Source organism: Croceicoccus sp. (assembly GCF_983967925.1).
Map to the genome: position 1 here is coordinate 24903 of NZ_CFETID010000017.1, position 12414 is coordinate 37316.

Genomic DNA, 12414 nt, shown 5'->3' on the forward strand with positions numbered 1-12414 from the left:
AATTATCGGCGATCATTCGGCCTCGGCCACCACCTGCTTGGCCTGCATATCGGACATGTCCTGCAATTCGCGGGGCATGTAATTCTCGTCATGCTTGGCGAGAAGATTGGTGGCGCTGAACGTGCCGTCCCGCGTCATGCTGCCTTCGGCCACGACACCCGATCCCTCGACGAACAGGTCGGGCACGATGCCGGTAAAGCGGACCGGCACGGTCGCAGCCCCGTCGCCGACCAGAAAACGGATACTGACCCCGTCGGCTTCGCGCTGCAGCGATCCTTCCTGCACCATGCCGCCCAGCCGGATCGCGCGCCCGGCCTCTGGCGGGTTGCTGGCGATGTCGGAAGGGACATAGAAATAGCTTGCCTGATTGCGCAGCGCCCATGCCGCCAGCAGCCCCGCGCCGATCAGCACCACCAGCGCGATGGCGAGCAGCACCAGACGCTGATGCTTGGGCTTCAACGCCTGCGATCCCGTCGTCGAACCGGCGGCGTTCATTTGCGCCCCCTGATCGCATCGCGGCGCTTTTCCGCACGGCGCATCGACAGCCAGCTCCATCCGGCCATGGCCAGCGTGCCCGCTATGCCGATGGCGTAGCAGGCGATCACGAAAGGCCAGTGGTCAAGATTTTCGGTCAATGGGATGGTCACTTCGAATCCGTTGGCCAAGCCTTACAGCCTGTCGGACGACACGGAAAGAATATCCGCACCCTGATCGGCCCTGAACTCGGCCCCGATTTCCGCACTGACCGCCTTGCGCCGCAGCCGCGCCTCGGCCTGGATGTCGGCCAGCAGCGCCCGCATGCGCGCCAGCACTACCCCGCCGAACAGCAGCGAAAAGCCCAGGGTCGCCGCCAGCAGCGGCCACAGAAAGGCCGGGTCGATCGCGCTTTGCCCCATGGTGATGCTGGGCGGCTGGTGCAACGAATTCCACCACACGACAGACCGGTTGATGATTGGCACGTTAACCGCGCCCAGCAGGCCGAAGATCGCGGTCACGCGGCTTCCGCCCGTTCCCGCCGCCATGTCCTTCTGCGCCGCGCCCGCCAGCGCGATATAGGCGAAATAGAGCAGCAGCAGGACAAGCATCGACGTCAGCCGCCCGTCCCACACCCACCATGTGCCCCATGTCGGGCGGCCCCAGATCGACCCCGTGACAAGGCAGATCGCCGTGAACACCGCGCCCGGCACCGCGGCGGCCCGCGCCGCGATGGAGGCCAGCGGATGCCGCCAGACGAGTTCGACCAGCGAGGCGATGGCGATGGTCGTCCATCCCCCCATGCCAAGCCATGCGGCGGGCACGTGGATATACATGATGCGTACCGTATCGCCCATCAGCCGGTCGGCAGGCGCCAGCAGCAGCCCATAGGCCAGTGCCGCGCCCGCGATCAGCAGGCCGGACACCAGCAAAAGCGGCGTCAGCCAGCGGGCGATACGCAGAAAACGGGCGGGATTGGCGAAACCGTGCATGTCAGATTTGTGCTAAACTCGGGCCGGAACGACCGGTCAAGTCTCATGCCGGTTCGCCCGCGCGGACACAAGGGCCCAGCACCGGCTGGCCGCCGTTCAACGCCCAATCGCGCGCCGCGCCATGGCATCGGCCACGATATTGACCGACCGCCCGCTCGACTCCGCTTCCTGCCAGATCGATTCCAGCCGGTCGGGAATGCCCGCGATCTTCTGGTCGATGGTGTCGGTGCTGACCGCCACGCCCTCGCGGCGCGCAAGATATTCATAGGTGACCGCGATAATACCGCCGCCATTCAGCACGTAATCGGGTGCATAGAGAATGCCGCGCTGGGCTAGTTCGCGGCCATGTTCGGCAGTGGCGAGCTGGTTGTTCGCCCCGCCGGCCACCACGGCGCAATCGAGCGCGGCGATGCTGGTGCTGTCGAGGATGCCGCCCAGCGCATTGGGGCTGAACACGTCGCAGGGCACGGACATGATGCTGTCCGCAGGCACGGCCGTGCCGCCAAGTTCCGCTGCCAGCGCCTCGGCGCGGGCGGTGTTGACGTCGGCAAGCGTCAGCTTCGCCCCGTCCTTCGCCAGCAATTGCGCCAGCCGTCCGCCCACGCTGCCCGTGCCCTGGATCGCGACATGCACGCCGTTCAGCGAACGGCCAAGCTTGTGCCGCACTGCCGCCGCAAGGCCCAGATAGATGCCATGCGCCGTATAGGGCCCGGGATCGCCGCCCGCGCCATCGTCGTCGGCAGGCAGGCCCGTGACGTAATCGGTGCGTTTCGACACGGCGACCATGTCCGCTTCGGAAATGCCGACGTCTTCCGCCGTCACGTAACGTCCGCCCAGCGCCTCGACCGCATCGCCGAACGCGGCGAGCATTTCGGGCGTCTTGGTGCCGTCCTTCGGCGCCAGGATAACGGCCTTGCCGCCGCCCATCGGCAGATCGGCCATCGCATTCTTGTAGCTCATGCCCTGCGACAGGCGCAGCGCATCGGTCAGCGCATCGTCGGGATTGGCGTAATGCCAGAACCGCGTGCCGCCCGCCGAAGGGCCGCGATGGGTCGAATGAATGGCGATGATTGCGGCCAGCCCGCTTGCACGGTCATGGACGAGGGTGAGCTTTTCATGCTCGTCGAATGCGGGATTGCTCCACATTGCGGGGGCCGCCTTTTGCCTGGAAGCAGGCGGCAGAATGGCCGGATTTCCGACACCGCCCGCTAGTGAAAATGGGGCGACCGATGGGGTTCGAACCCACGACCTCCGGTACCACAAACCGGCGCTCTAACCAACTGAGCTACGATCGCCATGAAGCGCAAATCCGGCCCGATTTTCGCCCGGCCGGGGCGCCCTGTTTTCACTGCCGGCTGCATGCGTCAAGCGCTTGCGAACGGCGGAGGCGGCCTGTTGCACAAAGCGTCGCCCGTGAAAAGCAAAATCAGCGTTTCGCCCGCAGATGGCGCAATATTATAAGGACGCGCAATTTGCGAATTTCGCCGCTGACGCAAATTTGCCGCGACTCACGCGTTTTCAGACGGCAGGCCCCCAATATCGCGCCACCACCCGGCCGATATCGTCGCTGGTGTCGATCAGCGCGGTCTCCTCCAGCAATACCGAATCGACGCGCACCGCGATGCGGGCCGAAAACAGATCGGAGCGCACCGACATCTGCGACAGGGCGGCCGGACCGAACACCGAATCGTCGCCGCGCGCCATCTGGCCCACCGCGCCCGATACCGAACTCCAGCCCGCAGGCGGGCGCGAGGCGATGAAGGCGCGCGCACGGTCGATGCTGAGGCTGCCCGCCGTCATCGCCGCGATCAACCGCGCCTGATCGGGCCGCAGCGTATTGAGATTGACCCTTGCGTCCTCGCCCGTCGGCAGCGCACAGACCCATGGCAGCAGGCGGCGATAGATCGGCTCGGTCATGCCGCGCACCGCGCGCAGCTCGCTCAGTTCCGCCATCGCGCGCCCGGGGGTGCGATAGGGCACCGGCAGCGACAGGTAATAATCGTCCTCCGCGCCGTTGGGCTGCGGCGACTGGTCGGCGTCCACCCAGTCCCCGACCGAATCGGCGATCACCGCCGCCTCGTTCACCGGGATCGCCAGCCCTTCCATCAGCCGCAGGAACTGGCCCTGCGCGCGGCGGTCGAAACGCCGCCCCTCGCCATTGGCGCCCGCACCCAGCGAATTGACGTTGAAGCAATTCTGCGCATCCAGCACCGTGACCGAGACGCTGCCCCGCGCCAGCGGCATCGCCTGTTCCCGGCCCAGCAGGCCGATGCGGTCGACCGTCTTGTCCTCGTCCGCGGCGACCAGTTGCGTCAGGCGCGCGGCGGTCATCTGCTCTGCGCTGGCTGCGTAAAGCTGCGCCTGCGCCATCGCCTGACTGTTCGAGGCAAGCCTTGTGGCAAGGTTCAGCCGGTCGAGCATCAAGGTCGCGATGATCGTCATCAGCGCCACCAGCACCAGCACCGACAGCAGCGCCGCGCCGCGCCCCCGCTGCGCAAACCAGCTGCCGGGCGCGCGGCTCACTCTCCCTCCTCCGCTGCGGGGCCGGATCCGACCAGCGTCACCACGCGAAGCACCGTCCCGTCGGGCTGCGGCAGGGTCAGCTCGACCGCGGCGGGCAATTCGGCGGGGTTCTGCGGTCGCCACGTGCCGACCCAGTTGCCGCCCGCCATGCGGAAACGCAGCCCCGGCTGTCCGTTCAGCTCAGCCATGACGCTGGGTTCGCCCCGCGCCGCGCCATCGATATGCGACAGGCCGATCCGCACCAGCCGGTTGCCTTCCATGCGCCAGATCACGCGCTGCAGTGAAGCCCGCGCCTGACCCGAGGGGTTGTCCCAGCCGCCCCGCGTGATGGCGATCAGATCGCCGTTCTCCCCCGCCAGCAGGGCCGGTTCGGGCTCTCCACCCGCATCGCGCGCGGGTCTGGGCGAGGCCTGCGCCATGTCCGCTGTCCACACGGCGATCAGGCGGCGTTCGGCGGCGATTTCGCCGGTCGCGTCCCGGCTCGCGATCTCGGCGTCGACCGAAAAGCGCAGCAGGCCCAGCGCGCCCGCCGCGATGATCGAGAAGATGATGAGCGCCACCAGCATCTCGACCAGCGTAAAGCCATTGCGTGCATATCGGCGGGTCATCGCGGCGCGGACCTCAGCAATTCGAAGCTGACCCCGCCCGAGGGCTGGCCCAGTTCGCGCACCGACATCGCGATCCGGATGGTGCCGGGAAATGCCTCGGGCGCATCGACGCGGCGCACCCATGCGAAACGCCGCCCCGCATTCTCGACCGTGCCGCTTTCATCGCCCAGCGCAGGCGGGATCGGATCGCTCAGCCATTCGGCGGCCAGATTGCGCGCCGTCACCTCGACCACCAGCCGCCGGTCGAGATCCGCGGTGCGCGAAATCGACGCGCCTTCCATGCGCAGCAAGGCCAGCGCCGCCAGCGCAAAGATCGCCAGCGCGACCAGCATCTCGATCAGGGTAAAACCGTTGCGCGCCCTCATTGGCCCGCTTCCGTGCGAATATCGCCGTTGCGGGCGATGGTGACGGTCGCCCGGTGATTGGCGCGCGTCAGCACGATCCGCGCGTCCTCACTCGCAAGGCCAAGGCTGTCGAACACGATGCGCCGGTTGCCGCCTGCCTGCGGATCGTCGGTTATCGCACCGGTCTGGCTCACGGCGGTTTCGTCGGGCCAGTCGCCGCCTTGCAGGCTCTGCGCCGTCGGGGGCTGCCAGCCGCCCTCGCCTCGCGTCTCGAAGTAATAACCCGCCTGCCCGACCACCACCGACACGAGCCGCGAGGTCACGATCGCTTCGTCGCGGGCGGCGCCGGTGCGGGCGGCGAAACGTTCGGCACTGCGGCGCAAATCGCTGCCGCTGTCGGGCAGCGACAGCACCGCCACCGATGCCAGCAGCGCCATCACGAACAGCGCGACCAGCAATTCGATCAGGCTGAATCCATTGGCCCGCGCCGTGCGCGCCGCACCCGAAGCGGAATTGCCGGATTGCCGGATAGCCTGCCTGCCCATCGCGGCAGAGCCTATGCGCGCACGCGCGGGCATGGGCAAGATCATATCGGCAGCGCCCGCAAACGCCTTTGCCCTTTGCAGCGCCTTTGCCCTTTGCAGCAAACGCCGGCGGCATTATGGGCAAGGCCATGGCCAGCGAAGCAATCGACCAGGCAGCCAGCGTCACCGAACGCCTCCGCGCCACGCCGCATATCCAGCGCGTCCCCTCGCCCAAGCTGGAGCTGTTCACCCTGCGCGATTTCCTGCCCGAGGACGACCGGCTGGCGCTGATGGCGTTGATCGATGCCAATCGCCAGCCGTCCACGATCACCGACAGCAACGGCGACGATTACTTCCGCACCAGCGAGACCTGCCATTTCGACGAAACCGTGCCGGTCGTCGCGAGGCTGGAGGACCGGCTGCACGCATTGTCGGGGATCGACCCGGTGTTCGGCGAACCGCTGCAGGGCCAGCGTTACGAGGTGGGGCAGGAGTTCAAGGCGCACACCGATTATTTCGAGCCCAACGGCAAGGACTATGACGCCAATTGCGCGCGCGGCGGCAATCGGACGTGGACCTTCATGATCTATCTTAACTCGCCCGAGGCCGGCGGCGCCACCCGCTTCAAGGTGGCGAACAAGATGTTCCAGCCCGAAGCGGGCCGATTGCTGGGATGGAACAATCGCCGCGCCGACGGTTCGCCCAATGCCGCGACTCTGCACCACGCGATGAAAGTGCGCAAAGGGCTGAAATATGTGATCACCAAGTGGTACCGCGAACTGCCCTACCGGCAATGAAGAGAGCGCGCCGCTTTGCACCTTTTCGGGACGACAAAATCAACGATCATGCACGTTTAGGTAATATCCTCTAGGTATTCTCCCAAGGTTTTCTTCGCACCCTTCGGCCACGATATCGGCATGAGGGCAAGTCGAAGGGACTTGGCCGATCAATAAGGCCATTGGGGGAAGCGATGGAAGGCTTCGTCAAGGACATCGAGAGCGCGGAAGAGGTCGATCTGGCCCCGTCCGGCGACACTGCTCCGGAAATCACGGCGCCAGACACCATCGCGCCGGACAAGGCGCGTCGGGACCTGACCGGCCCGCATGATGACGATCAGACGCTAAAGACATTTCGCGGCATGGCCTTTGGCGTGCCCGTCGCGCTTGGCCTGTGGGCGGCGATCATCGGCGTGTCGGCCTATCTGATCGCCTGACCGGCGCGCAGGATCACCCGGATCTCACGTTCCGGTCTTCACATCCCGTAAAACGCAAAAGGCGGCCCGCAAAGGCCGCCTTTCGTTTTTGGTGCGGTGCGCGGGCTGGCCCGCGCACCGATCGCCCGCTCTCGATTACTTCTTGAGCGTAAGGCCACCGAACTTCTTGTTGAAGCGAGCCACGCGGCCACCTTCCTGAAGCTGCTTCGTGCCGCCGGTCCATGCCGGGTGCGACGTCGGATCGATTTCCAGCGTCAGCGTGTCACCTTCCGAGCCCCAGGTCGAACGGGTCTCGAACACGGTGCCGTCGGTCATCTGCACCTTGATCATGTGGTAATCGGGATGGGTATCGGCCTTCATGGCAGTATTCTCCGCGTGCTGCATCCGGTTCCGACCGGACACTCGGTGTTTCAGGAAAGGCGCGCGCATAGCGGGGCGCGGCGATTCTGGCAAGGACTAGCGTGTCCGCGCCGTGGCTGGATCTTGCTTACTTCTCGATCATGGCGGTGAATTCGACGTCGCAGGTCACCTCGCCCTCGATCGACGCCTCGCCCTTGAACTTGCAGATGCGCGCGCGCCGCTGCAGGAATTCCACTTTCAGGTCCAGCAAATGCCCCGGCTCGACCATCTTGCGGAACTTCGCATTGTCGATCGCAAGGAAATAGACCAGCTTGCCCGTTCCGGCGAGGCCCAGCGCCTCGACCGCGAGAAGACCCGCGGCCTGCGCCAGAGCCTCGATCTGAAGCACGCCCGGCATGATCGGGCGGCCCGGGAAATGGCCCTGAAAGAAATCCTCGTTGAACGAGACCGCCTTCACCGCGTGAATGCCCTTGTCGGGATCCAGCGACACCACCCGGTCCACCAGCAGCATCGGATAGCGATGCGGCAGCAGTTCGAGGATGCGCGGGATCGACATTTCGGCCGTCACGGAAGGGGTCTCGCTCATCGTGGCTCTCAGCGGCTGGTGGCGGGCTGCGCGGCAGGCTGGGCGGCGGGCTGCTGGGCCTGCTGCTGTGCGGCGGCTTCACGCTGCGCGCGCGGCATCCAGCCCTGCGGCGGAACCAGCTGGGCATTGGGGATCAGGCGGTTCAGCTCGTTCACCACGTCCTGGTTGAGGTTATAGGCCTGGTCGGCCGAGATCACGCCATTGGGCGACAGCACCAGCGTGATCTTGCGGCGCGCCTTGGCGGCGTCCATCGCGGCGGTCAGCTGGTCCGAAATCTGCTCGACCACATAGGCGCGCGAGAGCGCGACCGGCTGCAGCAGGCGATTGATCTCGGCCTGGCCGGACTGTTCGATCTGCTGGATCTGCGCGGCCTGCTGCTGCAGCGCCTGACGGTTGGGGCTGGCGGCCTGCGAATCGGCTTCCAGCTTGGTGTAGAGCGGTTCGAGCTGGGCGGCGATGGCGGCGCGGCGCGCTTCTGCCTGATCGATCTGCGCCTTGTAGGTGGTCTGGCGCTGCGTCTCGGCGTTCTGGAACGCGCTGGAGGCGGCCACGATCGCGTCGGGGTTGGCGATGCCGATACCGGGAACGATCTGCGCAGCGGCGGGTGCCGACAGCGCGATCATCGAAACCGGCGCAATGCCGAGGGCGAGTGCGGCGAACGCCGCCTTGGGGGCATGGAATTTCATCAGAATTGCGTTCCTACGTTGAAATTGAAGGTCTTGGGATCATCGCCTTCGACCTTGACGAGGGTCTTGGAGAAATCGATCCGCAGCGGACCGAACGGCGAGTTCCAGTTGACGCCGATACCCACCGCGACGCGCGGCTTGGGGCTGTCGCCGACATATTCCTCGACAAAGATCAGCTGGTTGGGCGTGCCGTCGGGCGCGACCGGATTGGTCACGAATGACGTGCCGGTAACATTGCCATCGTCGTCACGCGAATCGATCTGCTGATAGATGTCGTTCACCTGCGGATCGGTCAGGCCCCAAACCGCGCCGACATCGGCGAAGATCGAGGGGCGCAGGCCCATTTCGCGCGCGCCGGAGCCGAGCGGAATTTCCAGTTCTGCGCGGCCGAGGTAATAGGCACGGCCGCCCAGCGCGTCGTCGGTCCAGTTCTGGCGATCCTCGCTGACCACGCCGTCGATGACCCGCTTGCGCAAAACGCGCGGGCCGATGCCGCGAATGTCGAAACCGCGCATCTGCGGCTGGCCGAGGAAGAAGCGGTCGGTCAGCCGGACGTCGTCCGTGAAGGGATCGTCATTGCTCTCAAGCGCGTGGATATACCCGCCCTCGCCCTGCAGCGAGAAGATGAAGCTGGACCCGAAATCCCAGTATTTCGCGGCGTTCAGACGGCCGCGCAGATATTTCACATTACCGCCAAGCCCCGCGAAATCGACATTGCCGACGACGCGCTGGCCGCGGCTGGGACGGACCCGGTTGTTGAGATTGTCCCACACCAGCGAGGCACCGAGGATCGAACTGGTCCGCTTGCCCAGCGCATCGCAGAGATAGCGGCCCGCGACCAGCGGATTACATTCCTGCACCCCGTCGCCGTCGATGTCGCTGAAGTACTGGTCACCCAGCGTCACGTCCTCGAAGTTCAGCGTATAGCGGGCAATGACCGTCATATATTCGCTGAGCGGCGTACCGGCACGCAGCGAGAAACCGGTCGTCGAGTTCTCGTAGGTGTTGTTCCGGTCGTTGTTGAAATAGTTGAAGCTGTTGAAATCGCGGCGATAGATATCCGCCCCGAACGAGATGTTGCGGTCGAACACATAGGGTTCGGTAAAGCTGATCTGCGCCGCCTTGGAATAGCGCGAATAGTTCAGCGACAGGCCCACGGTCTGGCCGCGCCCGCGGAAATTCCGCTCGCGGATCGAACCCTGCAGGATGAAGCTTTCAAGGCTGGAGAAACCGGCCGACAGCTGCAGCTCGCCGGTCGGGTTTTCCTCGACATTGGCGATCAGGTTGATGCGGTCTTCGGCGCTGCCCGGCTCCTGCGCGATCTCGAAGTTTTCCTGGAAGAAACCCAGCGAGTTGATGCGGTTGGTCGAACGGCGCACCTGCAGCGAATTGAACGCATCGCCCTCGGCCAGGCGGAATTCGCGGCGGATCACCTTGTCCTGCGTCAGCGTGTTGCCGTTGATCTCGATCTTCTCGACATAGGTGCGCGGCGCCTGGTTGATTACGAACTCGACGCTCATCGTGCGGTTTTCGGGATCACGGTCGTAGCGCGGATCCACCGTGGCGAACGCATAGCCATAGGCGCCGATGGTCTCTGACAGACCCTCGATCGTGTCCTCGACCTGCTGCGCGTTGTACCACTCGCCCTCTTTCATCGAGAGCTGGCGCGTCAGCAGTTCGGAATTGAAGTCGCGCAGCTGGCTGTCGACCGACACGTCGCCGTATTTGTAGCGCTCGCCCTCTTCCACCACATAGGTGATGATGAAGTCTTCCTTGTCGGGCGTAAGCTCGGCCACGGCGGACACGACGCGGAAATCGACATAGCCGTTCGTCAGGTAGAACTGGCGCAGCTTCTGCTGGTCGAACGCCAGCTTGTCGGGGTCATAGCTGGTGTTGCCGGTCAGGAAGGACAGGAAACCGGTCTGCTTGGTCAGCATCTCGCCGCGCAGCTCGCCGTCCGAGAATTCCTCGTTCCCGATGATGTTGATCTGGCGGACCTTGGACTTGGGGCCCTCGCTGATCTCGAACACGATGTCGACGCGGTTCTGGTCCAGCTGGACCGCCTTGGGCTCGACCACCGCGGCGAAACGGCCCTGCCGCTTGTACAGCTCGATGATGCGGTTGACGTCGGCGCGGACCTTGGAGCGGGTATAGATCTGGCGCGGGGCCAGCTTGATCTCGGGCAGGATCTTGTCGTTCTTGAGCCGCTTGTTGCCCTCGAGAATGATGCGGTTGATGATCGGGTTCTCGACCACCTCGATCAGGACCTGGCCGTCGTTCTCGGATATGCGGACGTCGCCGAACAGTTCGGTGGCGTACAGATCCTTCAGCGCCTGGTCGGCCGCGGCCTGCGTATAGGCCTGGCCCGGACGCAGCTGGATATAGGACATGATCGTCTGCGGCTCGAGCCGCTGCGCACCCGATACCGAGATCGTGCGGATGACATTGCCCTCGGCGGCCGCCGGCACGGCCTGGCTGCCCGGCGCGAGCGAAGGCGCGGCCTGCGTGGCGGGGGCCTGCGTGGCAGGGGCCTGCTGTTCATCGGGGGCCGTCTGCTGATCGGGCGCCGGCTGCGCATTGTCCTGCGCAAAGGCCGGCACGCTGAGCGCCGTCGTCGCCAGCAATGCGCCGAGCATGCCTGCCCCGCCCCATCCGGATACGGGTTTGTTCATGCCTGCCGCTGATCCCATCGGCGATCCATCCCGTCTATTCATGCGTTATACTCGATCCTGACATGTCGCGGCGCGAAAGCCGCTGCGGGTCCTGTCCCTTCCCCGCATGGAAATACCGCCCCGCTCGCGAATTTCGCGGTCGGGAAGAAAGCCCGTGAACCCGCGGAAATACGATTGCGGGCCATCTGCCCGATGAAGCGCCCACGATCAAGACAAAGCCCATGCTTATCCGCGACAGGCGCGCGGTGGGCGACACCGACACGCGCGCCGGCAGGCGGCCAATTCAGCTGAAGATATTGAGAGAGCTGATGTCGAGGATCGTGACAAAGACCATCAAGGTCAGCACGAGCGCCATTCCGGTGCGGAAAGCCCATTCCTGGCCCTTTGCGGATATCGGTTTCCGGCGGACTGCCTCCGCCGCGTAAAAGGCGAGGTGCCCGCCGTCGAGCGCAGGAATTGGCAGGAGGTTAATGAATGCCAAGTTAATTGAGATCATGGCGATGAAAGAGATGAAGGCATACCAGCCCGAGATCAGCTGTTCGCCCGAATATTTCGCGATCTTGATCGGTCCGCCAAGCTCGCTGACCGGGCGGCGGCCGGTGATGATCTGCCACAGCCCCACCGTCGTCAGATGCAGCAATTGCCCGGTCGTCTTGGTCCCTTCCCACACCGCCTCTACAGGGCCGACGGGCACCGCGCGGCCTTCGGTGGCCAGCACGCCGATGCGGCCCAGCCGGAATTCATTGCCGAAACGGTCGCGCTCGACATGGGTGGCGATGTCGAAGCTGATCTCCTGCTCCGCGCCGTCGCGCAGCACGGTCAATGTCAGCGGCTCACCCGGATAGGGCATGACGCGGTCGCGCACATCGTCGAACGTGTCGATGGGGCTGCCATCGACGCGCACGATGCGGTCGCCTTCCTCCATACCGGCGGCCAGAGCGGGCGAATTCTCGACGAAACCGCCAACCACCGGATCGGCGACGAGCTTTCCGAAGGCCATGGTAAAACCGGCGATGATCAGGATCGCGACCAGCAGGTTCGTCACCGGACCCGCCGCGACAATCAGCGCGCGGGCACCCAGCGATTTCGACTGGAAGGTGCGATTGCGCTCTTCCTCCGGCAGTTCCAGCCATTCCTCCGACGGCTGGCTCGCCGGGTTCATGTCGCCCGCGAATTGCACATAACCGCCCAGCGGCAGCATCGACAGCTTCCACCTTGTGCCGCGCTTGTCGGTGAAACCGGCGACTTCCTTGCCGAAACCGACCGAAAACGCCTCTGCCTTCACGCCGAACAAGCGGCCGACGAGATAATGCCCAAGCTCGTGCACCACGACGAGCGGAGCAAGCACCAGCAAAAACCCGAGAATGGCAGTCAGAATGGAGGGATTGTCGAACATCGAAAGCCTTTGTTAGCCGCCCCTGTTAACCCGCCG

At 65.0% G+C, this 12414-nt stretch carries 15 protein-coding genes and 1 tRNA gene; 2 read left to right on the plus strand and 14 right to left on the minus strand.

The features are described 5' to 3' along the window. Window positions 1-12 precede the first annotated feature (12 nt). The 9 genes from ccmE to AC4FIJ_RS10730 form a co-directional block, all read right to left on the minus strand. Window positions 13-495, minus strand: coding sequence for a cytochrome c maturation protein CcmE (gene ccmE / locus AC4FIJ_RS10690; protein ID WP_490336712.1), 483 nt, complete (start codon window positions 493-495; stop codon window positions 13-15). After that, window positions 492-635, minus strand: a complete 144-nt coding sequence (locus AC4FIJ_RS10695) for a hypothetical protein (protein WP_490336713.1) — start codon at window positions 633-635, stop codon at window positions 492-494. The genes ccmE and AC4FIJ_RS10695 overlap by 4 nt, the downstream gene beginning before the upstream one ends. A 33-nt stretch (window positions 636-668) precedes the next feature. Further along, entirely contained in the window at window positions 669-1466 is a 798-nt protein-coding gene (gene ccmC, locus AC4FIJ_RS10700; RefSeq protein ID WP_490336714.1) for a heme ABC transporter permease CcmC, read from the minus strand. Between the two features lie 96 nt (window positions 1467-1562). Beyond that, entirely contained in the window at window positions 1563-2612 is a 1050-nt protein-coding gene (locus tag AC4FIJ_RS10705) for a Leu/Phe/Val dehydrogenase (protein WP_490336715.1), read from the minus strand. 72 nt (window positions 2613-2684) lie between these two features. Beyond that, window positions 2685-2761: transfer RNA gene (locus AC4FIJ_RS10710), tRNA-His, on the minus strand. A gap of 223 nt (window positions 2762-2984) precedes the next feature. After that, a complete protein-coding gene (gspK, locus tag AC4FIJ_RS10715; RefSeq protein ID WP_490336716.1) occupies window positions 2985-3989 on the minus strand; it encodes a type II secretion system minor pseudopilin GspK in 1005 nt (334 codons plus the stop codon). Further along, complete coding sequence (gene gspJ / locus AC4FIJ_RS10720; protein ID WP_490336717.1) at window positions 3986-4597, minus strand: type II secretion system minor pseudopilin GspJ; 612 nt, start codon at window positions 4595-4597, stop codon at window positions 3986-3988. Before gspJ ends, gspK begins: the two co-directional genes overlap by 4 nt. After that, window positions 4594-4962 (minus strand): type II secretion system minor pseudopilin GspI, encoded by a 369-nt coding sequence (gene gspI / locus AC4FIJ_RS10725; protein WP_490336718.1) that lies wholly within the window; start codon window positions 4960-4962, stop codon window positions 4594-4596. Before gspI ends, gspJ begins: the two co-directional genes overlap by 4 nt. Continuing rightward, window positions 4959-5519, minus strand: coding sequence for a GspH/FimT family pseudopilin (locus tag AC4FIJ_RS10730; RefSeq protein ID WP_490336719.1), 561 nt, complete (start codon window positions 5517-5519; stop codon window positions 4959-4961). The genes gspI and AC4FIJ_RS10730 overlap by 4 nt, the downstream gene beginning before the upstream one ends. A 95-nt stretch (window positions 5520-5614) precedes the next feature. Here AC4FIJ_RS10730 and AC4FIJ_RS10735 point away from each other — a divergent pair, with 95 nt between their 5' ends. Further along, on the plus strand, window positions 5615-6262 hold the full coding sequence (locus AC4FIJ_RS10735; protein ID WP_490336720.1) for a prolyl hydroxylase family protein: 648 nt from the start codon (window positions 5615-5617) through the stop codon (window positions 6260-6262). A 173-nt stretch (window positions 6263-6435) separates the two neighbouring features. After that, the gene (locus tag AC4FIJ_RS10740) at window positions 6436-6678 is read left to right on the plus strand and encodes a hypothetical protein (RefSeq protein WP_490336721.1); all 243 of its coding nucleotides are present in this window, start codon (window positions 6436-6438) and stop codon (window positions 6676-6678) included. 135 nt (window positions 6679-6813) lie between these two features. Here the strand turns inward: AC4FIJ_RS10740 and rpmE are convergent, their stop codons facing one another. The 5 genes from rpmE to rseP form a co-directional block, all read right to left on the minus strand. Continuing rightward, a complete protein-coding gene (rpmE, locus tag AC4FIJ_RS10745; RefSeq protein WP_490336722.1) occupies window positions 6814-7038 on the minus strand; it encodes a 50S ribosomal protein L31 in 225 nt (74 codons plus the stop codon). 127 nt (window positions 7039-7165) lie between these two features. Next, a complete protein-coding gene (gene fabZ, locus AC4FIJ_RS10750) occupies window positions 7166-7624 on the minus strand; it encodes a 3-hydroxyacyl-ACP dehydratase FabZ (RefSeq protein ID WP_490336723.1) in 459 nt (152 codons plus the stop codon). A gap of 8 nt (window positions 7625-7632) precedes the next feature. Further along, complete coding sequence (locus AC4FIJ_RS10755; protein WP_490336724.1) at window positions 7633-8310, minus strand: OmpH family outer membrane protein; 678 nt, start codon at window positions 8308-8310, stop codon at window positions 7633-7635. Then, a complete protein-coding gene (gene bamA, locus AC4FIJ_RS10760; protein WP_490336725.1) occupies window positions 8310-10982 on the minus strand; it encodes an outer membrane protein assembly factor BamA in 2673 nt (890 codons plus the stop codon). The genes AC4FIJ_RS10755 and bamA overlap by 1 nt, the downstream gene beginning before the upstream one ends. Before the next feature lie 283 nt (window positions 10983-11265). Next, a complete protein-coding gene (rseP, locus tag AC4FIJ_RS10765; protein ID WP_490336726.1) occupies window positions 11266-12378 on the minus strand; it encodes an RIP metalloprotease RseP in 1113 nt (370 codons plus the stop codon). Window positions 12379-12414: the final 36 nt, after the last annotated feature.

Bases quoted from the DNA above. Each gene is read 5' to 3' on its own strand.
- ccmE (WP_490336712.1), bottom strand. From the start codon at position 495: ATGAACGCCGCCGGTTCGACGACGGGATCGCAGGCGTTGAAGCCCAAG.
- ccmC (WP_490336714.1), bottom strand. From the start codon at position 1,466: ATGCACGGTTTCGCCAATCCCGCCCGTTTTCTGCGTATCGCCCGCTGG.
- AC4FIJ_RS10705 (WP_490336715.1), bottom strand. From the start codon at position 2,612: ATGTGGAGCAATCCCGCATTCGACGAGCATGAAAAGCTCACCCTCGTC.
- gspJ (WP_490336717.1), bottom strand. From the start codon at position 4,597: ATGACCCGCCGATATGCACGCAATGGCTTTACGCTGGTCGAGATGCTG.
- gspI (WP_490336718.1), bottom strand. From the start codon at position 4,962: ATGAGGGCGCGCAACGGTTTTACCCTGATCGAGATGCTGGTCGCGCTG.
- AC4FIJ_RS10730 (WP_490336719.1), bottom strand. From the start codon at position 5,519: ATGCCCGCGCGTGCGCGCATAGGCTCTGCCGCGATGGGCAGGCAGGCT.
- AC4FIJ_RS10735 (WP_490336720.1), top strand. From the start codon at position 5,615: ATGGCCAGCGAAGCAATCGACCAGGCAGCCAGCGTCACCGAACGCCTC.
- AC4FIJ_RS10740 (WP_490336721.1), top strand. From the start codon at position 6,436: ATGGAAGGCTTCGTCAAGGACATCGAGAGCGCGGAAGAGGTCGATCTG.
- rpmE (WP_490336722.1), bottom strand. From the start codon at position 7,038: ATGAAGGCCGATACCCATCCCGATTACCACATGATCAAGGTGCAGATG.
- fabZ (WP_490336723.1), bottom strand. From the start codon at position 7,624: ATGAGCGAGACCCCTTCCGTGACGGCCGAAATGTCGATCCCGCGCATC.
- AC4FIJ_RS10755 (WP_490336724.1), bottom strand. From the start codon at position 8,310: ATGAAATTCCATGCCCCCAAGGCGGCGTTCGCCGCACTCGCCCTCGGC.
- bamA (WP_490336725.1), bottom strand. From the start codon at position 10,982: ATGAACAAACCCGTATCCGGATGGGGCGGGGCAGGCATGCTCGGCGCA.
- rseP (WP_490336726.1), bottom strand. From the start codon at position 12,378: ATGTTCGACAATCCCTCCATTCTGACTGCCATTCTCGGGTTTTTGCTG.